The sequence below is a fragment of the Acinetobacter sp. YH12041 genome (assembly GCF_013419975.1).
Lineage (GTDB): Bacteria > Pseudomonadota > Gammaproteobacteria > Pseudomonadales > Moraxellaceae > Acinetobacter.
The window spans coordinates 1-24,389 of record NZ_VOZC01000012.1 but is presented as its reverse complement, the minus strand read 5'-3'; the positions used below and the strand labels follow the sequence as shown (position 1 = coordinate 24,389).

Below are 24,389 nucleotides of genomic sequence, written 5' to 3'. Positions count from 1 at the left end.
ACGAACTGTCCATTTTGAATGGGGCTTTTTATTATGAATATTGAAAATATTGTTTGAGCAGATTTATATCGATATTTGCCTTCACTTTTCTGGCAAATAACATACCTGATTGTTTCATCTTATCAAAATCAGACTCATCTAGAATTTTGGGATAATCTGGTCCTGACATCCAATCGATATATCTTAATCCCCCTTCCGATACTTGTTCCTCATCTTCCGGATGGTAAATTCTTTCCTGAAAATATGAATTCTGAATAATGGTGTGAAAATATACTTCATCGGCACACAGTGATTTTCTAAAGGCCAAATCATAGTCTTTATTATTTTTTATAAAATCCAAAATATATTGAACCGCCTGATAGCTTAATATAAACCATAAAGATCCTTTATATAGTTTTGGCAATCTTTCTATATTTTGAGTATAGAAACCAAGCCTATGTAAAAGAATAATTAGTTTGCATTTAATTTTCTCTGAAATTGATTTTTCTTTAATAAAAAAGAAATCTGGATATAAATATTTAATCCGGTTTCTTGGATCTGCTTGAAGTTCATAACCGATATATTCCTGATTACTGCTTAAAAGATATTTTTCTATACTTTCAATAGACATTAATGGAATATCATCACCGGACAATAAAGAAAAATAATTATATTCAAATTGATTGGCATAATTTAAAAGTTTTAGAGTGGCCTCAATTTGAGTATAGCCACCCCAATACACATCCACTCTTTCTACCAAAAATTCTATTTGTGAGCTGCTTGGTAACGATTTTTTTATATGATCAAGATCTGATTTTTTATCTACATGAATTAAAATTTTACTATGAGGACTTTTAATCAGCTCATTTACAAGATAAACAAGTGGATTAGTCAATTGATGACACATAATCCCATAAATAAAATTCATATTTTATTATCCATATCCATGGGGATTCTGCTTTTGCCAGTTCCAACTATCAGCTAGCATATCCTCGAGAGTATAAGCTGCCGTCCATCCAAGTTCCTCTGTCGCACGGCGGCTATCTGCATAGAAGCTGGCCAAATCACCAGCTCGCCTTGGTGCATATTCAAATGCAATATTTATTCCATTTACTTGCTCAAAGGTATTCTTGATTGCCAGTACTGAAATAGGCTTTCCTGTACCGATATTCCAGGCACGACAACCCGTTTGTTGCAAACGATTCTGAATCGCCAATACATGTGCTTTGGCCAGATCGACAACATGAATGAAATCCCGCTCACATGTCCCATCTTCAGTCGGATAATCATGACCAAAGATTGACAACTTTTCACGTCGCCCTACCGCCACCTGTGTGACAAATGGCATCAGATTATTCGGGATACCTTGTGGATCTTCTCCGATCTGGCCACTTTTATGTGCACCTACCGGATTAAAATAGCGCAATAAGGCAATCGACCACTGTGGATTGGCTTGAGCGGTCTTCTCCAATAATTGTTCAACCACCATTTTGGTGTAGCCATAGTTATTGGTGGGCATGCCTAAGGGCATATCTTCCTGATAAGGTGAAGGGTTGAGCTCCCCATAGACAGTGGCTGAAGAACTGAAGACCAGACAGAAGACTCCAGCACGCTCCATGGCCTGTACCAGGCTAATTGAACCGGAAATATTATTTTCAAAATATTTAAGAGGGATTTGCTGGCTCTCACCAACTGCTTTTAAGCCAGCAAAATGAATCACCGCATCAATGGTATTTTCCTGGAATATTCGGTCTAGGATCTGACTGTTCCGAATATCACCTTCTACAAATTTCAGGCTTTTTTGAGCCAACCGCTGGACACGATTTAAAGACTCAACCGAGCTATTAGATAAATTATCCAATACTACGACGTCATGCCCCGTATTTAATAGTTCCAAGCAGGTATGTGAACCAATATACCCTGCTCCACCCGTCACTAAAATTTTAGCCATGTCTTTCCTGTTATAATTTTAATCAAGCTGTCAGGATTTTAATCAAACCCTGGGTTGAACCATCTAAACCGCTAATATCAGTTTGCTCACCATTCAGTATAGGCAATAACTGATTGGCAATTTCCTTACCTTTTTCTACGCCCCATTGGTCAAATGGATTAATATTCCAAAGCACCGACTGCACAAAAACTTTATGCTCATACAAGGCAATCAGCATTCCCAGACTATAAGGATTTAATTCCTGTAATAAAATAGTGCTGCTCGGCTGATTACCCTCATATTGTTTATAGGCTGGCAAGCCCTGCAATTCAGTCTGATCCAAAGCATCATTACCAAATGCCAATAAACGTGATTGTGCCAAACAGTTAGATAAAGCCAGATGATGCTGTTCAATCAGAGCATCAGCATTATCGACGTAGGTATATTGTTGACTATTATAACGCTTCACTGGGGCGATAAAATCACAACTAACCGCTTGGGTGCCTTGATGTAACAACTGGTAAAAGGCATGTTGAGCGTTTGGCCCAACTTCACCCCAAATAATCGGGCAAGTGTCGAGCTGTACTTTTTCACCGTTGCGCTGGATGGATTTACCATTAGACTCCATTTCCAGTTGCTGCAAATAAGATGCAAAATATTTCAGACGTCCATCATAAGGCAAGATCGCATGGGTCTGAATATCCAGAAAATTCGTATTCCAGGCACCCAGTAAGCCCATTAATACTGGGATATTCTGTTCCAGAGGCTTGTACTGGAAATGCTGATCTACAGCATAAGCACCGGCAAGCAGTTGTTTAAAACCGTCCACTCCAATACTGAGTGCAATCGGCAAACCAATACACGACCAGAGAGAATAACGCCCACCGACCCACTCCCATAACAACAGCTGATTTTCGGGTGCAATTCCCCAGGCTGTCATTTTTTCAGGTTTAGTGGATACCCCAATAAAATGATGCTTCACGATAGAAGGATGCTGGCCTAAAGATTTTTCCAGCCATAAACGCACTGTTTGAGCATTGGATAAGGTATCAATCGTTCCAAATGACTTGGAAGAAATAATGAAAAGCGTTGTTTCCGGGCGTAGCTGGTGTAGCAGTTCAGACAGCTGACTACCATCCATCGTCGAAACAAAATGTACATTCAGTGGCTTGGCAGATTGATATTTGAAATCCGAGAGCGCATGACTAACCATTAACGGCCCTAAGTCAGATCCCCCTACCCCGATATTCACTACATCCTGAATGACTTCACCGGTAGCGCCACGGCGTTGTCCGGCATGAATCTGCTCGACCAAAGCATACATACGGTCTAGCTGAGCATGAACTTCAGCTGCCAGTTCTTCATGCTGCTGGTCCTCTTTCGGCAAACGTAAGGCCCAGTGCATGGCTGCACGTTGTTCAGTATAGTTAATCGTCTGAGTCGAAAATAAAGACCCGATCCAAGATCTTAGATTTTGTGTCTCTGCCCACTCAATCAAATGCTGCACAGCATCATGATTGACTCTATGTTTGCTATAGTCAAAAACTACCTCCTCAAATTGTACCGAGTATTGGTTAAACCGTTCAGGATCTGCTGCAAAGAGTTGGCGTAAATGGATCGATTTCAATTGTTCTTTTACAGAATTCAGCTTTTTATAAGCATTATTGGTATTCTGGTCTGATTTAAGCTGGTCTAACATCAACGTCCCACCCCAATATAGTTAAAACCGCGTGACTTGATATAAGCAGGGTCATAGAGATTACGTCCATCCAGAATCAAAGGATGCTGCATCAACTTGCTGAGATAAGCATAATCCGGGCTACCATACTGTTTCCAGGCCGTGATTAAACACAACGCATCTGCATCTTCTACAGCCTGATACTGGTCTTCACATAAAATTAAATCGCTACGTTGACCATAAATCTGTTCAATATTGGTCAAAGCCTGTGGATCGTGCAGTTTCACTGTTGCACCTTGCGCCCACAATGCTGCCAACATGGCATGTACCGGAGATTGCTGGATACTTGGGGTATTTTCTTTAAATGCAGCTCCCCAGATGGCGACTGTTTTTCCTTGCAGGTCTCCACGGAAATAATTCCATAGCTTACGGAATAACAACTCTTTCTGTTGCTCATTGATATCCCACACCTGTTCCAGTAACTGGTTTTTTACCCCAGAGTCCGCCACGGCGTGAGTCAGCGTCCGGATATCATGAGAAAAGTTTTCTCCACCAAAGCCCACACCTGGAAATAAATAAGCTGAACCAATACGATTATCTGCCGCCATACCCTGACGGACCTGTTCAATATCAATTCCCAGTTTTTCAGCGACACTTGCCAGATCATTCATATAACTGATCCGGGTAGCCAACATGCCGGAAATACTCAGCTTGGTAAATTCTGCATCCAGAATAGGCATAAACAGATATTGCTGGGCACGAGGGAACAAGGGACGTAACAACTCTCTAACCTTGAGCTGTACATCAGGTTGATCGCAACCCACAATCAGTTGAGTGGCTTGAACGAAACTGCGAATAGCATTTCCTTCCTGAATAATATCTGGAAGATAGACCCAGTCATCATTCGGTAAAAGTTGCTGGAATCGCGCTGTACCATGCAAACCAAAGGTGGATGCATTAATCATCAGTTTAGGGTGCGCAAAGCAGGCATGATGGATGGTATTTAACATCTGAAATGCCAGCTGCTCTTCTGTCGCATTAAAACTAAAGAAAAAGACATCCTGATTAAAATTCAGATGCTGAAAATCACAACAGTTTAAAAAACCGGATTCTTCCTGTTTTTGTAATAATAGTTGTAAGGATTCATCCTGAAAGTAAGTTCGAGCAGGCTCACCTGTATTGAAGCTATTACACCATACGACCTGATGGCCACATTCAGCCAATAGAGCTGAAATAACCCCTGAGAATAAGGTTTTTCCTAATACTGCGACTTTCATAATATCCCTTTTTTATTATAAGGCGAGTTCCTGAATCAATGCTTTAAACTCTGCACCGAGTTTAGGATGATCTACGCCATAATGTAATACAGCCTTAAGATAACCAAGCTTGCTACCACAATCAAAGGTTTGACCTTTCATCCGATAAGCTTCGACCACCTCTGTTTTCTGTAATAGTGCAATCGCATCAGTCAACTGGATTTCATTGCCTGCCCCTTTCGGTGTCTGCTCCAGTAAATGCATAATCTTTGCAGGAAGGATATAACGACCTACCACAGATAAATTCGACGGTGCAGTACCAATCGCCGGCTTTTCCACAATCCCTTGCATCACCGTGCTTTCACCTTCCGCAGGCGAAGCAGGCACATCCACAATCCCATATTGATCAACCAAATGATCAGGAACTGCTTCAACCATGATTTGTGATGCACGAGACTGTTCATAACGTTGAATCATGCGAGACAGGTCATTTTGAGTATCTTGATCCTTAACCAGAACATCCGGTAACAGGACAGCAAAGTCATTATCACCAATGACAGCTTTAGCACAAAGTACCGCATGACCAAGGCCTAAAGGTTGTGGCTGACGTACGCTAATCACACTAACATGTGGGGGTAAAATTTCAGTAACTTCTTTAAGCAAATCGGTTTTATTTTTTTGCTCAAGTGTAGTTTCAAGTTCAAAATTACGATCAAAGTAATTTTCAATCGATGCTTTGGAAGAATGCGTCACCAAAATAATTTGCTCAATTCCAGCCGCAATCGCCTCTTTTACCACATATTCAATGGCCGGACGATCAACTACCGTCACCATTTCTTTGGGAATGGATTTGCTGGCTGGTAAAAAACGTGTACCAAGTCCTGCAACAGGGAGAATTGCCTTTTTAATCATGTTATTCAACCTAATTATTTCCAAATTTAATTTACTTTAATTTCCTGGCCACGCTGATAACCATCGACATAATGTTCAAGCTGCATTAACGCCCAGTCCACATCACGCTGAGTCGCTGTCAGCACATGCATACGATTAAATACTTCCAGAATCTCAGCTAAAGGATAATGCTTTTCTACTGATCTTAAAATTCGCTTATGTGAAGTAATCTCTGTATTTTCCTGGTCAATTAATAACTCTTCATATAGTTTTTCGCCTGGACGTAGTCCTGTGTATTGGATTTCGATGTCACCATCAGGATTTTGGTTATCTTTCACCTTTAAGCCACTCAGTGAAATCATTTGACGAGCCAGATCCTGGATTCTTACCGGTTCACCCATATCGAGCAGGAATACATCTCCACCTGTGCCTAAAGCTCCTGCCTGGATTACTAACTGCGAAGCTTCAGGAATCGTCATAAAGAAACGTGTCACTTCAGGATCAGTGACGGTGATAGGCCCACCTTTAGCTATCTGCTGTTTAAATAATGGAACAACTGAACCCGATGAACCCAAGACATTCCCGAAACGTACAATACTAATTTGGGTTTGATTCTGTGCTTCCGCCATAGCCTGACAATAAAGCTCTGCCATACGTTTGGTCGCACCCATGACATTGGTCGGACGTACCGCTTTGTCAGTCGAAATCAGTACAAAGGTTTCGACGCCTTTTTTCACTGCAGCATTAACACTAAAGGCAGTCCCTATAGCATTATTTTTTAAGCCAGCCAATGGATTACATTCTACTAAAGGAACATGTTTATAAGCAGCAGCATGATAGACAGTTTGAACACCATATTGCTCAATGACCCGTTCCAGTTTACTTTCATCCACTACCGAACCTAGAATTGGAATAATTTCACAGTTGGCACTAAGACGTAACTCTTTATCGATGCTATATAAAGCAAACTCTGTCAGCTCATAGATAATAAGTTTTACCGGTTGATTTTTAATAATTTGACGACATAGCTCTGAGCCAATGGAGCCTCCTGCTCCTGTAACCATCACGACTTTATCTTTGATATTTTTTTCTAGTAGCTCTGCGACAGGGGGAACTGGATCACGCCCTAATAGGTCAATAATATCAACTTCCTGAATATCAGAAACTCGAATTTCACCATTGACCAGTTTAGTCAGCCCTGGAATTTCAGTAATTTTTAAATGTGCAGGTTCTAAGAATTTTACGATCTCGCTTTTGCGGATACGTCCCACTGAAGGAAGTGCAATCAGAATTTCATCAATGCGAAGTTTGGTAAAAGATTTTAATGCAGTTTCTGGTGCATAAACTTGAATTCCTCCAATATTCTGACCGCTCAATGAAGGATTATCATCAATAAACATGACTGGTAAATGTTCATTAGAACGATTTAAAGTTGCTGCAACCTGCTGTCCCGCATAACCTGCACCGTAAATCGCAATCCGTTTTTTCGATACTCCTGCATATAGATATGAACGGACAATAAAGCGGATCAATCCCCGACTAAACCAGACCCAGGCAAACATCATGAAGCCAAACATCAAAGGAATAGAAGTAGGAATGAATGCATGTGTGGCATACGCAAGCAGATACAAACCGATGACTGCCAGAACAGTGGCCAGCCCTAATTTAACAATAAAAAATTCATTAAAAGTACGAACAATAAAACGATAAACACCACAAACAAATAAAGCCAATACGGCAATGGCACTAACCCAAACTGTACCAAAAGGAATATTGGGAACGACTTCTGCACCCAGATCGAATTGACGAATGGCATAGCAAAGCCAGATCAGGACGGGAAATATGCAGAAGTCCAAAATAACTAAAAATGTCTGTTTAGCCGCACGTGGAGATTCAACTAAAGGTAGAATGATAGATTTCACTTGCTGTGTCTTCTCAATAATTATTTATAAATTTTTACCCCATATTAAATATTAGAGAGAATTGAGGTAAAAACTTGGATAAATGTTTAAAGTGTACCTATAAAGATACACTTTACATGATTGAATCCTAGAGAATTATATGCGACTAATCACCTGCTGAATAACATCTTTAGTTGTTTGAATATTATTTTCTGTTAACGTTGGATGCACGAGGAACATTAGACTGGTTTCACCCAGTTTTTGAGCATTCTTTAAACGTTCTTTTGGACGCCAAGGCGTATCATCAAAAGCATGCTCCAAGTAGACTTCTGAACAAGACCCACTAAAGCATGGTACACTTTCGGCATTAATTTCATTCATGATTCGGTCACGTGACCAGCCTTCTGGTAAAGCATCAGTATTGACTTGTACATAGCATTTATAGGCAGCATGTACATAATCATCTGATGGACGATGAACTGTAAAATATGGGCTATCTGCAAATGCAGCATAAATTTTTTCCATATTTGCATTACGCTGTGCTGTCCATTCGGACATCTTCTTCAATTGAATCCGTCCAATCACAGCCTGCATTTCCATCATGCGCCAGTTGGTACCAAAAGAGTCATGTAACCAGCGGAATCCCGGTGGATGCTGTTTGTTATATATACTGTCAAAGTTTTTACCATGATCTTTATAAGACCACATTTTTTTCCATAAGTTTTCATCATTGGTAGTGACCATTCCTCCTTCACCACCCGTGGTCATAATTTTATCCTGACAGAATGACCAGGCACCAATATGACCGATTGAACCTGCAGATTTTCCTTTGTACTTAGCACCATGGGCTTGGGCGCAATCCTCAATCACATACAGGCCTTTATCGGAAGCCAGCTGCATGATTGGATCCATATCACACATCCAGCCAGCGAGATGCACACAAATAATCGCTTTGGTATTAGGCGTTAAAACTGCTTCAATCGTACGACGTGAGATATTTTGCGAGTCCATTTCCACATCGGCAAAAATCGGATTTGCTCCCGCGGTCACAATGGAACTGGCTGAAGCCAGAAAAGTACGTGAAGTCACAATCACATCATCACCCGCACCGATTCCCAAGGCTTTCAAGGCTACATCCAAAGCCACGGTACCATTCGCCAATGCTACTGCATATTGTGTGCCAGCAAATTGAGCAAATTCTTTTTCAAATTCACGGCATTCCTGTCCAGTCCAGTAATTAACTTTATTGGACAATAAAACCTGGGAGACAGCATCAGCTTCTTCTTGCGTAAAGCTTGGCCATGGTTCAAATGCAGTGTTTAACATGATACTTCCTAATTTTCAAAACTTTAAAAACTTATTTTTTCTCTAAAATGCGTGCTGGATTGCCAACTACTGTCACACCCGGTGGAACGCTCTTGGTGACCACAGCCCCCATGCCCACCACTGCCCCTTTGCCAATCACTAAAGGCTTGTCAGGTGTACCCTGTTTAATCACGGCACCTGTACCAATATAGGCGTGATCTTCGATATGAATATTGCCGTTGCATTTCACCCCGGGAGCAAAGGTGACATAATCACCGATGACACAGTCATGAGCGACATAGCTATAAATATTGGCATGAAAGAATTTTCCAATTTTGATATTGGATGTCAGACAAGTGAAAGGACAAAGTAAACTTCCTTCACCAATATGCACTTCATCTAGAATAACTGTATTGCCTGCATGAACATCTAGATGCTGAATGTGGTCTTCATTTAAACGCTGAACCAGTTTTTCACGAACTTGACTATTTGCGATAGCAATCGTCACAGCCTTATGTGTATTCGGTTTAGTAAGAAAATCCTGATAACTTAAAACAGCATAGTCATTTAAACTATTGCCGGCTTGGCCATCATCGATAAAAACAAAGCTATCTTTGGCTAAGGTTGGAAATTGCTGGCGAACCAATGGCATAACTTCTTTACCAAAACCACTTGCACCATAAATACCAATATATAAAGCTGTCATCATGTTTCATCCTTGTTTTGTGAGCCAGTAAAGCGTGTCATAGTGGCTTCGCCTTCGGCACTGATATCATCTTTTGCTAAAACTTTATGTACGGTTTTAAACATGATTTTAAAGTCGAGCCAAATGGACTGATTTTCCACATACCAGGTATCCAGCTTGAATTTTTCTTCCCAGCCAATTGCATTGCGGCCATTGACCTGCGCGTGACCGGTCATGCCCGGTCTTACATCATGGCGTTTGGCCTGTTCAGGGCTGTAAAGCGGCAGGTATTCCATCAGTAATGGACGTGGACCAACAATACTCATATCGCCTTTAATCACGTTCCACAATTCCGGCATTTCATCTAGACTGGTAGAGCGCAGCATCTGACCAAAAGCCGTTAGACGTTCACTGTCCGGCAATGGATTGCCTTGGGCATCCACAGCATCTTTCATAGTGCGAAATTTGATCATTTCAAAAGGCTTACCATGTAAACCTGGGCGTACTTGACGAAATATTACAGGTGAACCTAGATTTTTTTTTACTTTATAGGCGACAAAGGCATATAAAGGCGAGAGAATAATTAATGCAGCTCCTGCAAGAATAATATCGAGTAATCGTTTAATCACGGTCTAGCCCATTGTTGACAGTTTCTTGATAAAAATTCAGATAATTCATCCAAACTCTTTCTTGTTCAAAATTTTGCACTGCCCAATCTCTAGATTTAGAAAATTTTTCCTTAAAGAAGATAGGATCTTTAACCGCTTTTTCTATTTCAGCCGCAATGCTCTGTATATCTTTAAAAACAAATCTTAAGCCAGTTACTCCGTGATTTACACTGTCTTTTACACCCGTTACATCATAGGCAAAAGTAGGTACATTACAACTCGCTGCTTCTAAAGCGACATTACCAAATCCTTCACGATGGCTTAAAAATACATGTAAATCGGCCTGTTGGAAATATTCAATAGGATCCGTTGTATGTTGAATATGATTTAAAAATTTATATTTTTGCAACAAATCATCAACTATCTTTTGTGACTGCATATCCTCTACCTTTCCAAGCAAGGTAAAATTAATAGGTAATGTAGCTATTAACGATAATAAGTGTTTTAACTCATTAATACCTTTATCTTCACAAATACGTCCTACCATAATAATATTAAATTTATTTTGAGAACCTTGTGAAACTAGAGGAAAAAACTTTTTAGTATCTACGCCATTAGATGAACCACAACCTAAAAGAACAGATTTTCTTTTCGAAATAATTTTTTCTTGTACGTAGATATTTCTTAAAGAATCTGAAATAAAAATTGCTTTATGAGAAATAGCAAGGTTCAACTTATCTAATAAACTAAAGAAAGCTCTTTTCTTTCCTGTGTAATTTTCATAAACACGACCTCTTACTAAAGCTATTCTATTTTTTTGAAAACTAAAAAAGCTAGCTAAGCCGCCTAATAGAAGTGCTTTAGGTGTGGAGTAAATAATTAGGTCAAATCTATGCGTAGCTAAATATTTCCAGAGCAACAATAGACATTTAATATCTTGAACTATATTAGGCTTTCTAAGTAAAGGCATAGTAATAACACGACCCACATTACGAGCACGCAGTATTTCTATTTGTTTCTCATCACCACCACAAATTAGCGTGATATCGAATTTTTGATCTTTAGAAAGATACTCTAGTTGTCCTTTACATAAAGCATTAAAAGAAATTGCATCTGTTATAATCATACATAGTTTGATATTTTTCGTCATATTATCCATATACAATCTCAGCAGCTTTTCTCCAAAAATCGGAACGCTTTTTATTCAGTTTAACCGAATCATAATCTAATGCGCTATGATAGTTACGTCCACCTGCTTCAAACCTTAGTGTATCAGAATTTGAAAAATCAGAAATTTTTTTAGCTAAAGCTAAATAATCATCTTTACTTATTAAATCTCTTTCACTTAGTAATTCTGGAATTCCACCTACATTAGTTGCTATACATGGTAGCCCCACACTCATCGCTTCTATTAAGGCTCTTGGCAGTCCTTCAGTACGACTAGGTTGAATATAAATATCCAAATCTTTTAGCCAATTTAATACTTCTTTACCGCCTGATAATGAGCCATCAAAATATACTAAATCACTAATATGGAGTTTTTCTGCTAAATTTATATATTTTTCTTTTAGACTCCCAGAGCCTAAAATATGAAAATTCACTATAATATTTTTCTCTTTCAAGTCTTTTATTGCTTTAAAAGCTGTATCTATACCTTTATATTCATTATTAAATGATCCTATCATCCCAACCTTTATAATTTTATTATGTTTCAATTTATAATTATCTAGATTAAATTCTAATTTTGGAATATCTACTTCCACATTTGAAGCAAATGATTGCATATTAGTAGTAGGATATTTGTTTTGCAAATCATATTTTGTTACATATATAACACCATCTGCTTTCTTTACAAAAAAAATATTTAATATATTAAATATGCCAACAAGAAACCTAAAAAAATAACTTATTTTAGTTTTTGACATTAAAAGAGATTCTTTTGGGTCACCAACAAACTCTATAAAATATTTTTTCCGATAGAATAAATTAATTAACAATGCAAAAACACCCAAAAAACTGGGCAACCTTATAATTAATGCATCTGATTTTTTAACCTCTCTCATGATCATTAAAACATTTTTAAATAAATATCTTGTAAATATAGAAGAAAAATCAATTCCAAAGACAAACTTAAAACAAATATTAGTATTGGTTATTTCGTTTAAATGATCACAATTTTTAACTTTTATTACCCTTGAAATAACATTAATATTGCAATTAAAACTGTTATAACGTGAAAAAACTGAGTTACTAAACTTACCCTCAGAATAATAAACACCATTTTGATCCAAAAACTTGTGATCATGAATAAAAAGAATGTAAGGTAAATTCATAAATAAACTTAAGCTCAAAAAATTAATATGCGGATTTACGTTTATGCTCTTGACAAACCAAAAAAACTACAAACAAAATCAGTAAAGTTCCCCGAGAAGCAAAGTGCAGCTCTTTAAAATTAATTAATAAAATCATTAAAATAATAATAGTGAAAATATTTTTCATATTAGGGTTCAAAACTTTTCTAAAACTAGATTTAGATAAGTATAATAAATATATTAACCAACCATACAGCAAAAACAATCCAACAAAACCAATAGCATGAATTACACGAATATAACCAACATCAGAATATATAATATTAGGAAAAACTCTACCAAAATAACCATCTCCAAATATCAAATTATCTGAAGGTAAAAACCACATTTTCTTCAATGTATTGAAAGTTCCATTTTCCTCGTAGATACCTTGAGAAGCCCATAAAAAATATTCAGTTTCCATAATCTTGGAATAATTATAGATACCTATGACAAATAAAAGAAAGCCAGATAGAATATAAGAAAAAATATACTTAAAATTTAAAATATTTTTTAAAAGATTAAAAAATACATAAATTAAAATAAAATAAAGCCCCGTACGCCCCATAAGTGCAGCAGCTACTGCTATGGTACTCATTAAAAAAATGAATACTGGTGGTCTAGAACTCTTAGGTAATGCTAAACCCATTAAAAAAACTATAGCAAATGTAAAAGATGCTGTGGCACCACCACCCAAGCTTATATCAAAAATTCTGTGCTCAGTTTCAACCCAATTCAATTGTTTTTCATAATTAAGAACATTTGATAAGAATATTTGAAAAGGTTTATAGAAAAATGCGATTATCACACATATAGCATTTAAGAAAGTTGCATATAATATATGCCTCAATATAACAAAATTATCAGAATCATAGATTTTATTATACCAATATACCAAAAATGAGGCAGATAAAAAGTATAATATTGTCTTGATAATCAAATCTAATAAAGTAAACTCCACTAGACCTACATATAAATAATGTACACAAGACATAAAAAGCAAAAATACTAATGATATTAATATTTTTTTAGAACCATATATTCTTCCATTGATAAACATTTGAACTATATATAAGGTAAAAATGCTTAGATTAAAAAAAAGCATTAAATCTAGAATATTTAATCTTGGACCATACAATGCATTGAATAGTAAAAAAAATAAAATAAATTTCAACATATTGATAGACCAACTAAGCTTTATAGATAGAAAAATTAGTTTTTTTCACTCAAACATAACAAGATATTTTTTGCTCTAGCTTTATATGTATAAGATGTAATAAAGTCTTGATAGGCATTCAAGCCTAAACGCAACCTTAAATCCTTATTTATATATAATTTTTCTAATTCTATTTTCCATGCATTAACATCTTTATAATCCACTAGAATAGCATTTCTATTATTTACTAAAACCTCTTTAAGAATATCAAGATCTGATGATATGATTGCTTTACCTGATGCCATATACTCGAATAATTTCATAGGAGATGTATATTTTCCAATATTATCACCATTTGCCACTATTACATTTGGCTGATTAGGCAATAATGCTATATCAAAATTATTTAATGCATCTGGTATCTCAGAATAAAGAATCTTTCCCTTTAATTCAAGATTTGACGGTGGGATACCTAAATATTCGATCTCTTTCTGTCCATACTCCACTCCATAAAATAAAAATTTTATATTTGGACAAGATGTCGCTAATGGAAATATGATTTCTGCGCCCTTACCTTTATATGCACTTCCTATATAACCTACTACAGGCTTATCACTAATTTGATCTTTTGGTGAAAATTTTGTTTCATCTGCTGCATCTGGTGCAACTATGAATATATTATCATAATTGTAATTAATATCTAAATTAGAAATTATATCAAACTTTAAAGCCGAACTTATGACAACAATATTTTTTAATAAACCGTTAGAAATAAATATTTCTACTTGTTTAAGTTGCGAAATACTAGGAAGAGAATGTATTTCCCATACACAATTTAAACCTTTTTTACAGGCTTCAAACATTACTATATATTGTCTTGCATAAACTAAAGCATGTTCTTTTATTGAAAATTTTAATGCTTTTTCAACAAAATCTTTCCCTGTTCTACTGAACTGAAAAATTTTTTTTTGCTGAAAACAGTTATCATTGATTCCATAAAATTTATCTAAACTCTTACTCCATGTCATTTTTCTCCAAGGTTTTAATGGAGTTATTAGTGTATATTGACATGAATTTGCCATAGCTTTACTAAACATGGCCAAATGAATACTTTCTGCAGAAGTATATGGAAAAGCAGCTAGGGTAATAAGATGCACTTTCATATTTATTATCTCAATATCCTTTTTACTAATTCAAGTAGACCGATCTTAGAAAGAAAAATCTTTAAGTTTTTCTTAAATTTGCGCTTATATTTTTCTTTAGCTATGAATAATTTCCCGTATATAAAATTAATATCTATAGATGAACTATCATCTAAAGCATGCTCAATCATTTCAATATCAGCTTTATCTTTAAAATCCTGAGTTAAACTATAGCGCTCCGCCTTATAGCTATAAAGAACGTCTATACTTAAAAACTTTACATCATTATACCAAAAGTGATAAATTGGATTATAAATAATTAGCATATTGCTCAAACCAATTAGATCGAACTTAAAATTATCAACATCAAATATTTTGTTTTCACCAATATTACAAGTGCAATTACTATCTATCAATAAATCTATATCCCTCGACTCTCTTAAGCCAAAAAGTTCTAAAGTCATACTCCCAACAATACAGAATGATTCAGGTAATATTTTCATTTCCTTCAATTCCTGTTGGAGAATTTTTAATTTATTGTCTTTATTGATAGATTTTAAAAAAATTTCATTTTTCAGAAAAGTATGAAAATTTTTATTTAGTAATGATCGCCATATCATAGCTGAGTCGTTTTCATAATCACTTATATGTATACAATGTTTTCCAATTCCAATCTGTTCCCTGATTTTTTCTTTCATTTCGATAATATTATCCTGTATTTCAAAGATAATCATATCCAATTGATTACTTTTTTCTCCCCAACAAAAAGAAGCTTTATTGGCTGCCCCTTCATAATTATTATAAGCACTACCCAGCCATTTTTCTCCCTGATAAACTTGACGAATTAAACCAGCTCCTTCTTTTACATTTAAATCATATGATTCATGTAAATATATTTTGCTAATATTATTTTTGAAGACTTCAAGTGCTTTATTTTTAGCTACAGGCCAGATAATAGCTGTATGTATATTAGATTTATATCGCTGAAGTGCCTCCACTGAAGAAAGCATTAATCCCCAAGAAACTAATCTTTTTTTAAAAAAATTAAAATCATAGTTAGATGGAATCACATCTAATTTTACGCAAACTACATCAATACCTAATTTGATTGCACAGGCAACTCTATGAGAGCCATTTAGGATAGACCCATCTTTAGCTATGGGTATTACTGAATCTGTATCGTCAAAGCCATAATCTTTCATCTTTGTATAAATTAATTCAAATTCATTTAAAAAAGTATCAAGATCTTTTTTATTAGGTTTTTCAGGCTCTGAATACTCACCCAAACCAAAGGCTTCAATATGTGAGGAATAAATTTCTTTAGCGAATTCTAGATTTCTCTCCTTCATATCCAGATATGATAGTTTAAAACATATATCAAATCTATTTGGAGTGATTAATTCTTTAGCATTAATCTTAAAAACTATTGAATCTTTATTTAAGTGTTTGACTAGGCGTTTTTCAATCAGACCCTTATTAGCTATATCGCTCAAATTAACCATTTAACTCTACACTCCAAAAGCTGTAGGCTTTATACCGATATGCTTTCTTACTATTAACCATAAACACAAATTCCATGTAATTGCTCCTAATGCGGCACCAATAGCTGCACCAGAAACACCATATATTGGAATTAAGATAAATCCTGAAATAATATTAACAGATAAACCTACTAACAATCCCTTAATACTTTCTTTTTCTTTACCACACATATTTAATAAGATACCTGTTGAACCACAAGCTGCATTTATGATTTGCCCGAAGCACAATATCAACAATGGCTCATAAGCTAATAGGTAATTTTCTCCAAAAAAGTATGATAAAAAAAATTTCCCGTAGAAATAAAATATAAAACTAATAAGCAAAGCAATAGTGCAACTTATTCTACTCGAAAATATAGTTATTCTTTGTAGCTGTTGTAGATCGCCTTTTTGCCATAAAACTGAAAATTTTGGTGCTAATATCGACCTTAAAATCTGCTGCCCTACAATTACGAAAACTCCTATTTGGGCAGCAATTTTATATATCGCAATACTCTCAAATGAAGATAATAGTCCTAGTAGCAAAATATCGACTTGTTGACTTATTATATAAATCCCAGAAACTAATGCCAAAGGAAGTGCACTCAAAGTCCATTCCTTATATTTCCCCTGCTCATTAATTTCCGTTATATTATCCATGCATGGCATTTTTTTCTTTAATAAAAATAAACCACATATCATTGCTGTCAATAAAGAAATCAAATATAAAAGTATAGCTGTATTTATACTCACATAATCCACCACCAAAAGATAGCAAAATACAAGCATTAACATTAAAATAATCGGCCTCACTATATTATCTATAATTTGACCCAGTAAAACATGATTTAAGCCTATTATTATTGAAGACCTAATGGAATTTACAGCCATTACTGGTATACATATTATTAAAAAAAATAATAAACTAACGTTTTCTTTAAGAATCACATCTTTCTTATATACAAATATAAATATAAGAAATATCATAATGGAAAAAGAACTAGTTATTAAAATAGTTTTCTTAATCCATTTAAATAATAAATTTAATTCCTCTAATTTATTTGTACTAGAAATTCTTGCAACCTCCCTTACAACAACTTCTGGAACCCCCATTACTGCTGGTATTGTCAAAATTGTTAACATTGAAAGGATAAATGCATAAGTGCCAAAATCTTTTACCTGCAAAACTTTTGACAATAGAATAGTTGTAATTAAACCTGCTCCAATATTAAAAAACTTAATATTAGCACTTATGGAGAATAACCTTATCAGATTCATTTTTTTCACGAATTAAATTTCTACATTTTATTATTTATTTTCTAAAATTGATATACCAAGGCATTGCTAAATCAATTCCTTGTGAAATAACAAAATTAGGATTATAACTAAGCAGATTTTTAATTTTTTCAATACTTGCTTGCGAATGTCTTACATCCCCAGCTCTAAAGTCACGATAAACAGGTTGTTTTGAATAGCTCACACCATTAGCATTTAATGACGCTTTAATGGCATTAAATAAATCATTTAAAGTTGTACGATCACCTACAGCCACATTATACACTTGGTTTTTAGCTTCATCAGATGCAGTTGCCGCTAAAATATTGGCTTGAACCGTATTTTCAATAAAACAGAAATCTCGGCTGGTTTCACCATCGCCATTAATAAATACATCATCGCCCGCAATCATGGCTGCTGTCCATTTTGGGATCACTGCTGCATATGCACCATTGGGATCTTGACGTTGACCAAAGACATTAAAATAACGCAAACCGATCGTTTTAAATTGATACGTACGGGCAAAAACATCAGCGTATAGTTCATTCACATATTTGGTGACTGCATACGGTGATAATGGATTTCCGATATTTTCTTCTACCTTTGGTAAGGCTGGGTGGTCACCATAAGTTGAACTACTGGCTGCGTATGTAAAGCTTGATACCTCAGCATCTCGTGCTGCTGTCAACATGTTCAAGAAACCACTGATATTAGTTGCATTGGTTGTAATTGGATCAGCAATAGAGCGTGGAACAGAACCAAGCGCTGCTTGATGCAGCACATAGTCCACACCTTGGCAGGCTTTTTGGCAATCGGCAAACTCTCGAATATCACCTTGAGTGAAGTTAAATCGAGCCCATTGCTCAGGTGTAACCAAAGACTGAACTTCATCTAAATTATGCTGATGACCAGTGGCAAAGTTATCTAGTCCCACCACATTTTGATTAAGTTTTAATAGAGTTTCTAAAAGGTTAGAGCCAATAAAGCCTGCAACTCCTGTGACTAACCAAGTTTTAGGATTTTGCTTTAATTGCTTACATACAGTTTGATATTGGCTCATGCTTATAGTCCCTAGAAATTACAGACGAATGTCAGATTCTGATTGATCTAATACATATTTTAAATCATATAAAATATGCTCTGGCTTGCCTAAAGCGCGAATCTCAGTAGCACCCATAGTTTTGAATTGATCATGTGCTACAGCCAAAATGACAGCATCATACTGACCTTGTTCTAATTGCTGAACTGGAGTGATGTTATATTCATGCTGTGCTTCAGCTACATCTACCCAAGGATCATAAACATCAGCTTGGATATGGTATTCTTGCAGTTCATGCACAATATCAATAATTTTCGTATTACGAATATCTGGGCAGTTCTCTTTAAAACTCAAACCAAGCACCAAAACTTTAGCACCCTCTACCTGAATTTTTTTCTTAATCATTGCTTTCACAAGCTGAGTGACAACATAAGCACCCATCGCATCATTTAAACGACGACCCGCTAAAATAATTTCAGGATGATAGCCAATTGCTTGTGCTTTATGCGTTAAATAATACGGGTCAACACCAATACAGTGACCACCCACTAGACCTGGGCGGAAAGGTAAGAAATTCCACTTGGTACCTGCAGCTTGTAATACTGCTTCAGTATCAATTCCCATCTTATTAAAAATTACTGCCAACTCATTAATTAAAGCAATATTGACATCACGTTGGGTATTTTCAATGACTTTTGCAGCTTCAGCTACTTTAATACTGGTTGCTTTATGCGTACCTGCTTCAATAATCAAATTATATACTTGATCAACGAACTCAGCGACTTCAGGAGTTGAGCCTGAGGTGATTTTTAGAATATTAGTCACACGGTGAAGCTTATCACCTGGGTTAATTCGCTCTGGACTATAACCTGCAAAAAAATCCTGATTAAATTTCAGATCAGATACCTGTTCTAAAACAGGAATACAAGTTTCCTCAGTTGCACCAGGATACACTGTGGACTCATATACAACCACATCACCTTTTTTGAGTACTTTACCAATACTTGTTGATGCTTTTACTAATGGTGTTAAATCAGGCTGTTTAAATTCATCAATTGGTGTGGGAACAGTGACAATAAAAAAATTACAATTTTTTAAATCTTCTAAATTAGCAGAATAGCTTAAATGAATAGCTTGTTTGAGTTCTTCTGGAGATACTTCTAATGTATGATCTTGCCCACCTTTTAGTTCATCAATCCGTTTTTTGTGAATATCAAACCCTACAACTGGTAAGTTTTTTCCAAATTCTACTGCAAGTGGCAAACCTACATAACCTAAACCAATCACCGCAATTTTTAAATCTGCAATAGATAGCATGTCAACGCCTTATTTATACTGTGCTTATAGAGATTAAATCTTCCGGCACGAATAGTATCAGAAAACAATAAAATTTCTATTATGATTTGTGCTCAAATAACTTAAAATATAAAGTAATGTATATTTTTTGTAAAAATTTGGTATTTTATTTAATACAATTATTATCTGTTATAAACCTAATTTTTCCCTTTAAAAAAACTGGTAATAAGTTACAAATTGTTATGTATATAACCAGTAACTTCGGTAGAATAACTTCAATTTAAATGAATCTAAAAATTAATATTTAGGAAAGCCTGTGCGACACTTTCAATTAGCTGTTTTATTGGCATGTGGTATCACCACTACAGGGTGTGCAATCACCTCTGGTCTACAAACAAATGACTTACCTAGTGAGGGTGTTTACCAAACTGATCTCGGTACTACAGTAAATGTCATTAAGCTAGATCAAGAATCAATTATGGCTGCTCAGCCTGCTGTACATAATATTCAACAAGAATATGCTCATCTTTTTAGTACATCACACCGCAGCTACCAGTTGAGTCCGGGTGATATTTTATCTATCTATTTATGGGCTTATCCAGAACTTACCTCTGCAAGTAATATTACGAGTGACCAGTCTGCACAAGCGAATGGCTTCCAGATCGATTCAGATGGCTATATTCATTTTCCAATTATTGGACGCTATCAAGCTTCAGGAAAATCAGTAGCTCAGGTCAATCGTGAATTACGTAGCCAGTTATCACGTTACTTAAAGACTCCGGATGTCATCGTTCGGGTATTATCATATCAAGGTAAAAGATATTCGGTTCAGGGCAATGTTGTAAAAGGTGGCCAGTTTTATCTCAACGACCAACCTGTGAGCGTTTATACAGCATTAGGAATGGCAGGTGGTATCAATCCTCAACAAGGTGATAATACATCTATTACATTAGTCCGTCAGGGACGTTCCTATAGTTTGAATACCTTAGAATTAGAAAAAGCCGGATTCTCTCTACATAATTTATTAATACAGCCTAATGACACCCTATATGTCAATAATCGTGAGAATCAAAAAATTTACGTTATGGGTGAGTCAGGTAAAAACCAGTCACTACCTATAAGGGATCAAGGCATGAGTCTTAGCGATGTAATTGGGGAAAGCTTGGGATTAAATCCACTTTCTGCTAGTCGCAGCAAAATCTATGTAGTACGTAGTAATATCAATTCTCCAATGACAGAAATATATCATATGGATCTCAGTAATATTGGGGACTTTGGCCTAGCAAATCAGTTTAAAATGCGTAGCAATGATATTGTTTATGTAGATGCTTCAGGTCTTGCACGCTGGCAACGTGTAGTTAACCAGGTTATTCCTTTCTCAAATGCATTGTATAATTTAGATCGTTTGGGGAACTAATGAAAATTAACAATATTTTAGTGGTCTGTATTGGTAATATTTGTCGTAGCCCAATGGCAGAATATTTTTTAAAACAGGAATATCCTCATTTAAATATTGAATCTGCAGGTATTTCTGGTTTAATTGGTCATGCAGCTGATGAAAAAGCGAGTCTGTGTATGCAACGCTTTGGAATTGATATGAGTCCTCATGTTGCAAAAAAACTAAATGCAGAACTCATTAAAAAAGCCGACCTAATATTAGTTATGAGCCAAAATCAGCAAAAGCATATAGAACAAACCTGGCCTTTTGCTAAAGGTAAAACCTTTAGACTGGGGCATTGGCAAAGTAAAAATATTGCCGATCCTTATCAGCATGATCAAACAGTCTTTGATGAAACTTGTAGATTGATTCAAGACTGCATTACTGACTGGAAAAAATATATTTAAGTTTTTTAATATTTTCACTTTTTGATATTTAAATTATGAGCCAAACTGCCAATACCGAAGATACTATTGATCTGAAGGAATTATTTTTTTCCTTAATTGCTCAATGGAAACTGATCACGATCTGTATATTATTGAGTTTAATTGCAGCTTTATTATATCTAAGGATCACTCCAGATACCTATAACGTAGATGCCCTGGTACAAGTAGAAGATAATAAAGGTGCATCAGCAGCTTTATTAGGTGACCTTTCTAATATGATTGAGCAAAAATCTCCGGCTCAAGCTGAAATCGAGATTTTAAAATCACGTCTTGTGCTTGGTTCAGTAATTAACCAGTTAAACTTAGACCTTGTAATTTCTGGTACTGAAGATTCGATCTGGAATCGATTATTAAAAAATCATAATTATGATATCCAATATACGACAAAATCAGTACTCTTCAAAGATAATCAACAGAGCTTTGATGTAAGACAGTTTAATATTCCAAACTATTATAAAAACAAAAATCTGTTATTAAGTTTCGATCATAATAAATATAATTTAACTGATGCAGCAACAAATGACATTATATTTACTGCTCCTTTAAACCAAACCAGTCAAATTCAATCAAGATATGGTCTTTGGAAAGTCGCCATTTATAGCAAAGATCCCTTAGATTCTACTTATAATATTAAAAAGCTGACTTTACCTGCAGCAGTGCAACGCATACTTAATAATTATTCAGTGGCTGAAAAAGGTAAAATGACGGGTGTACTTGGATTAAATTATCAGGGCCAAGATAAACAGCATATTACTCAAGTATTGAATGCCATCTTAACAGCCTATAGCCAGCAAAATATTGAACGTCGTTCAGCTGAATCTGCCCAAACATTGAAGTTTCTAGATGAACAACTCCCTGAGTTGAGCCAACAGCTAGATCAGGTAGAACGTGAATTTAACCAGTTCCGTCAACAATATAATACTGTGGACTTAACTAAAGAATCAGAACTGTATTTGACTCAAAGTATTGCTCTAGAAACACAAAAAGCTGAACTTGAACTTAAAGTTGCTGAAGCTTCTGCACGTTATACTGAAGAACATCCAGTAATGGAACAAATGAATGCTCAACTCGGTGCAATTAATAGTAAAATTGCAGCATTGAGTAATACTTTAAAGCAGCTTCCTGATTTACAACGTCGTTACTTACAACTTTATCGTGAGGTTGAAGTTAAACAACAGTTATATACCGGATTACTTAATACTTATCAACAACTTCGCATCGCTAAAGCCGGTGAAATTGGTAATGTACGTATTGTTGATACTGCCGTAGAACCAATTGAACCGATTAAACCAAAGAAATTACAAATTATAATTTTATCTATTTTCTTAGGCGGTTTTTTAGGAACATTACTTGCTTTATTGCGCAATATGATGCGTTCAGGAATCAAGGATTCAGCACAAATTGAAAGAGAGTTAGATCTGCCTGTATATGCAACAGTTCCTCGATCTCCTCTCCAAGAAAGTCGCGTCAATTTACTGAAAAAGAAAAAGAGCATCCCTATTCTTGCGGTTAAAGATAGTAGTGATATTGCAATTGAAAGCTTACGCAGTATGCGTACTGCAATCCATTTTGCTTTGAGCAATGCCAAAAATAATATTATTGCACTTTCAGGTCCAGCTCCTGAAATTGGTAAGTCATTTATTACTACCAATTTAGCGACTATTTTGGCTCAAGGCGGAAGTCGCGTATTAGTGATTGATGGTGATTTACGTCGTGGTTATTTAAATAAATATTTTAATAAAGAAGTACAACCAGGTTTATCCGAACTATTAAATCATCAAAATAGCTATGAAGATGTAGTTCAAAACTCACAGGTTGATAACTTGTTCTTTGTTACTCGAGGTAAAAGTCCAGTAAATCCATCTGAATTACTCAGTACAGATAAGTTCAAAGTTTTTCTCGAGCAAGCTTCAGCTAGTTTTGATTACGTATTGATTGATACTCCGCCGATATTAGCCGTAACTGATGGTATCATCATTGCACAATATGCTGGTGTGAATCTATTAATTGCACGTCATGGTAAAACACAAATTAAAGAGCTTGAAATTACTGTCACTCGTTTTGAACAGGCTAATGTGAAAGTTAATGGTGTTATTCTTAATGATGTACAAAAAGGGCCAGGTAATGGTTATGGGTACGGATATAACTATGCGTATGCTTATAAGGCTTCAAAAGATGGTGATTAAGATAAATTTAATTTATAGCAATTAAATTTACTTAAAATATAAGGATAAATTAATTGCTATTATAAAGCTTCAAACTAAGTTAGAGTAATCAAATTAGTTTGAAGCTTTTTTATATTTATCTCACTATGAAATTAGTTATAGTCTTATAATAACTGATAAAATTAAAAATAGTATTTAATATAACCCGAATCCTGCTTAAGCCGATGACTTCATAATTTGAATTGTTGGCTTATTTTTATGGATCAGTTGATATGCACACAAGGACGCGTAAATCCCTCCTAGAAATCCATGAACACTACGTGCTTTG

Annotated in this window: 20 protein-coding genes and 1 pseudogene; 3 read left to right on the top strand and 18 right to left on the bottom strand. The window is 35.4% G+C overall.

Annotation, left to right across the window (positions count from 1 at the left end):
* Positions 1-31: 31 nt before the first annotated feature.
* From FTU00_RS10530 to tviB, 17 genes are all read right to left on the bottom strand, one after another.
* Positions 32-907, bottom strand: a complete 876-nt coding sequence (locus FTU00_RS10530) for a beta-1,6-N-acetylglucosaminyltransferase (protein ID WP_180179688.1) — start codon at positions 905-907, stop codon at positions 32-34.
* 6 nt (positions 908-913) lie between these two features.
* Entirely contained in the window at positions 914-1,930 is a 1,017-nt protein-coding gene (gene galE / locus FTU00_RS10525) for a UDP-glucose 4-epimerase GalE (RefSeq protein ID WP_180179687.1), read from the bottom strand.
* A 22-nt stretch (positions 1,931-1,952) separates the two neighbouring features.
* Positions 1,953-3,608 carry a glucose-6-phosphate isomerase gene (pgi, locus tag FTU00_RS10520; protein WP_180179686.1) on the bottom strand — a complete coding sequence of 552 codons (1,656 nt, stop codon included), beginning with the start codon at positions 3,606-3,608 and terminating at the stop codon, positions 1,953-1,955.
* Positions 3,608-4,864 (bottom strand): nucleotide sugar dehydrogenase, encoded by a 1,257-nt coding sequence (locus FTU00_RS10515; RefSeq protein WP_180179685.1) that lies wholly within the window; start codon positions 4,862-4,864, stop codon positions 3,608-3,610. Before FTU00_RS10515 ends, pgi begins: the two co-directional genes overlap by 1 nt.
* A gap of 15 nt (positions 4,865-4,879) precedes the next feature.
* Positions 4,880-5,755: a UTP--glucose-1-phosphate uridylyltransferase GalU gene (gene galU / locus FTU00_RS10510; protein WP_180179684.1), complete on the bottom strand. Its 876-nt coding sequence runs from the start codon at positions 5,753-5,755 to the stop codon at positions 4,880-4,882.
* 26 nt (positions 5,756-5,781) lie between these two features.
* Positions 5,782-7,656, bottom strand: coding sequence for a nucleoside-diphosphate sugar epimerase/dehydratase (locus FTU00_RS10505; protein ID WP_180179683.1), 1,875 nt, complete (start codon positions 7,654-7,656; stop codon positions 5,782-5,784).
* A gap of 135 nt (positions 7,657-7,791) precedes the next feature.
* Complete coding sequence (locus tag FTU00_RS10500) at positions 7,792-8,961, bottom strand: DegT/DnrJ/EryC1/StrS aminotransferase family protein (protein WP_180179682.1); 1,170 nt, start codon at positions 8,959-8,961, stop codon at positions 7,792-7,794.
* Positions 8,962-8,992: 31 nt separating this feature from the next.
* Positions 8,993-9,646, bottom strand: coding sequence for an acetyltransferase (locus FTU00_RS10495; RefSeq protein ID WP_180179712.1), 654 nt, complete (start codon positions 9,644-9,646; stop codon positions 8,993-8,995).
* On the bottom strand, positions 9,646-10,254 hold the full coding sequence (locus tag FTU00_RS10490) for a sugar transferase (RefSeq protein ID WP_180179681.1): 609 nt from the start codon (positions 10,252-10,254) through the stop codon (positions 9,646-9,648). Before FTU00_RS10490 ends, FTU00_RS10495 begins: the two co-directional genes overlap by 1 nt.
* Positions 10,247-11,392: a glycosyltransferase gene (locus FTU00_RS10485; RefSeq protein ID WP_180179680.1), complete on the bottom strand. Its 1,146-nt coding sequence runs from the start codon at positions 11,390-11,392 to the stop codon at positions 10,247-10,249. Before FTU00_RS10485 ends, FTU00_RS10490 begins: the two co-directional genes overlap by 8 nt.
* Positions 11,385-12,566, bottom strand: a complete 1,182-nt coding sequence (locus tag FTU00_RS10480) for a glycosyltransferase (protein ID WP_180179679.1) — start codon at positions 12,564-12,566, stop codon at positions 11,385-11,387. The genes FTU00_RS10485 and FTU00_RS10480 overlap by 8 nt, the downstream gene beginning before the upstream one ends.
* 22 nt (positions 12,567-12,588) lie before the next feature.
* Positions 12,589-13,761, bottom strand: coding sequence for a hypothetical protein (locus FTU00_RS10475; RefSeq protein WP_180179678.1), 1,173 nt, complete (start codon positions 13,759-13,761; stop codon positions 12,589-12,591).
* A gap of 35 nt (positions 13,762-13,796) precedes the next feature.
* Positions 13,797-14,903, bottom strand: coding sequence for a glycosyltransferase (locus FTU00_RS10470; protein WP_180179677.1), 1,107 nt, complete (start codon positions 14,901-14,903; stop codon positions 13,797-13,799).
* Between the two features lie 5 nt (positions 14,904-14,908).
* Positions 14,909-16,384, bottom strand: coding sequence for a hypothetical protein (locus FTU00_RS10465; RefSeq protein WP_180179676.1), 1,476 nt, complete (start codon positions 16,382-16,384; stop codon positions 14,909-14,911).
* A 6-nt stretch (positions 16,385-16,390) separates the two neighbouring features.
* Positions 16,391-17,680, bottom strand: coding sequence for an oligosaccharide flippase family protein (locus tag FTU00_RS10460; RefSeq protein WP_257229807.1), 1,290 nt, complete (start codon positions 17,678-17,680; stop codon positions 16,391-16,393).
* A 34-nt stretch (positions 17,681-17,714) separates the two neighbouring features.
* Positions 17,715-18,737, bottom strand: a complete 1,023-nt coding sequence (locus FTU00_RS10455; protein WP_180179674.1) for an NAD-dependent epimerase/dehydratase family protein — start codon at positions 18,735-18,737, stop codon at positions 17,715-17,717.
* Between the two features lie 18 nt (positions 18,738-18,755).
* Positions 18,756-20,033 (bottom strand): Vi polysaccharide biosynthesis UDP-N-acetylglucosamine C-6 dehydrogenase TviB, encoded by a 1,278-nt coding sequence (gene tviB / locus FTU00_RS10450; protein WP_180179673.1) that lies wholly within the window; start codon positions 20,031-20,033, stop codon positions 18,756-18,758.
* A 295-nt stretch (positions 20,034-20,328) separates the two neighbouring features.
* Between tviB and FTU00_RS10445 the strand changes: the two genes are divergently transcribed.
* From FTU00_RS10445 to FTU00_RS10435, 3 genes are read left to right on the top strand one after another with little or no spacing between them, the layout of a single operon-like run.
* Positions 20,329-21,429, top strand: a complete 1,101-nt coding sequence (locus FTU00_RS10445) for a polysaccharide biosynthesis/export family protein (RefSeq protein ID WP_180179672.1) — start codon at positions 20,329-20,331, stop codon at positions 21,427-21,429.
* On the top strand, positions 21,429-21,857 hold the full coding sequence (locus tag FTU00_RS10440) for a low molecular weight protein-tyrosine-phosphatase (protein WP_034706709.1): 429 nt from the start codon (positions 21,429-21,431) through the stop codon (positions 21,855-21,857). Before FTU00_RS10445 ends, FTU00_RS10440 begins: the two co-directional genes overlap by 1 nt.
* Positions 21,858-21,892: 35 nt before the next feature.
* Positions 21,893-24,082, top strand: a complete 2,190-nt coding sequence (locus tag FTU00_RS10435; protein WP_180179671.1) for a polysaccharide biosynthesis tyrosine autokinase — start codon at positions 21,893-21,895, stop codon at positions 24,080-24,082.
* Positions 24,083-24,277: 195 nt separating this feature from the next.
* Here FTU00_RS10435 and FTU00_RS10430 read toward each other — a convergent pair.
* Positions 24,278-24,389: pseudogene (locus FTU00_RS10430) on the bottom strand (IS982 family transposase); the annotation flags it as partial.

Coding starts and splice junctions, on each gene's coding strand:
- FTU00_RS10530 (WP_180179688.1), bottom strand. CDS start 907: ATGAATTTTATTTATGGGATTATGTGTCATCAATTGACTAATCCACTT.
- galE (WP_180179687.1), bottom strand. CDS start 1,930: ATGGCTAAAATTTTAGTGACGGGTGGAGCAGGGTATATTGGTTCACAT.
- pgi (WP_180179686.1), bottom strand. CDS start 3,608: ATGTTAGACCAGCTTAAATCAGACCAGAATACCAATAATGCTTATAAA.
- FTU00_RS10515 (WP_180179685.1), bottom strand. CDS start 4,864: ATGAAAGTCGCAGTATTAGGAAAAACCTTATTCTCAGGGGTTATTTCA.
- galU (WP_180179684.1), bottom strand. CDS start 5,755: ATGATTAAAAAGGCAATTCTCCCTGTTGCAGGACTTGGTACACGTTTT.
- FTU00_RS10500 (WP_180179682.1), bottom strand. CDS start 8,961: ATGTTAAACACTGCATTTGAACCATGGCCAAGCTTTACGCAAGAAGAA.
- FTU00_RS10495 (WP_180179712.1), bottom strand. CDS start 9,646: ATGACAGCTTTATATATTGGTATTTATGGTGCAAGTGGTTTTGGTAAA.
- FTU00_RS10485 (WP_180179680.1), bottom strand. CDS start 11,392: ATGGATAATATGACGAAAAATATCAAACTATGTATGATTATAACAGAT.
- FTU00_RS10480 (WP_180179679.1), bottom strand. CDS start 12,566: ATGAATTTACCTTACATTCTTTTTATTCATGATCACAAGTTTTTGGAT.
- FTU00_RS10475 (WP_180179678.1), bottom strand. CDS start 13,761: ATGTTGAAATTTATTTTATTTTTTTTACTATTCAATGCATTGTATGGT.
- FTU00_RS10470 (WP_180179677.1), bottom strand. CDS start 14,903: ATGAAAGTGCATCTTATTACCCTAGCTGCTTTTCCATATACTTCTGCA.
- FTU00_RS10465 (WP_180179676.1), bottom strand. CDS start 16,384: ATGGTTAATTTGAGCGATATAGCTAATAAGGGTCTGATTGAAAAACGC.
- FTU00_RS10460 (WP_257229807.1), bottom strand. CDS start 17,680: ATGAATCTGATAAGGTTATTCTCCATAAGTGCTAATATTAAGTTTTTT.
- FTU00_RS10455 (WP_180179674.1), bottom strand. CDS start 18,737: ATGAGCCAATATCAAACTGTATGTAAGCAATTAAAGCAAAATCCTAAA.
- tviB (WP_180179673.1), bottom strand. CDS start 20,033: ATGCTATCTATTGCAGATTTAAAAATTGCGGTGATTGGTTTAGGTTAT.
- FTU00_RS10440 (WP_034706709.1), top strand. CDS start 21,429: ATGAAAATTAACAATATTTTAGTGGTCTGTATTGGTAATATTTGTCGT.
- FTU00_RS10435 (WP_180179671.1), top strand. CDS start 21,893: ATGAGCCAAACTGCCAATACCGAAGATACTATTGATCTGAAGGAATTA.